The organism is Pseudomonas sp. S37 (assembly GCF_016658545.1).
In the GTDB taxonomy this organism is placed as follows: Bacteria; Pseudomonadota; Gammaproteobacteria; order Pseudomonadales; family Pseudomonadaceae; genus Aquipseudomonas.
Window position 1 is genome coordinate 1 of sequence record NZ_JACVZC010000243.1, and the last position, 424, is coordinate 424.

The 424-nt window shown below is 63.2% G+C and carries 1 protein-coding gene; it reads right to left on the bottom strand.

The features are described from left to right. Positions 1-424, bottom strand: a 424-nt coding sequence (locus IAE39_RS29505) for a Gfo/Idh/MocA family protein (protein WP_201207964.1), incomplete at both ends; no start/stop codon positions are given.

Here is a 424-nt window from a genome sequence, read left to right on the forward strand (position 1 = left end):
GCCCACTGCCGCCACCTCGATGGGCTCGGCATTGAACAGCTGGCGAACCATATTCAGTGGGTACGGACCCATGTCTGCCACAGGGCCTGCGCCGAAGCCGTTCTGCGCCCGGTGGTTGTCGGGCTTGACCCGCTGGGTGAAGGTCGAGGTGAAGAGCCGCGGCTCACCAAAATTGCCGGCATGCACCCGCTCGATCATGTCCAGGGTGCCGGGTTCGCTGTGCAGGCGGTAGGCAATCATCAGCCTGGCACCTGTTCGCCGGGAAGCCTCTATCATCGCTTGGCAGTCGGTTTCGTTGGTGGCCATGGGTTTTTCCAACAGCACATGGATGCCCGCTTCCAGCGCCGGGATCACGAACTCGCGGTGGCGAAAATTCGGCGTGGCAACGTACACCGCATCCACCTCGCCCGAGCCGAGCAACGTC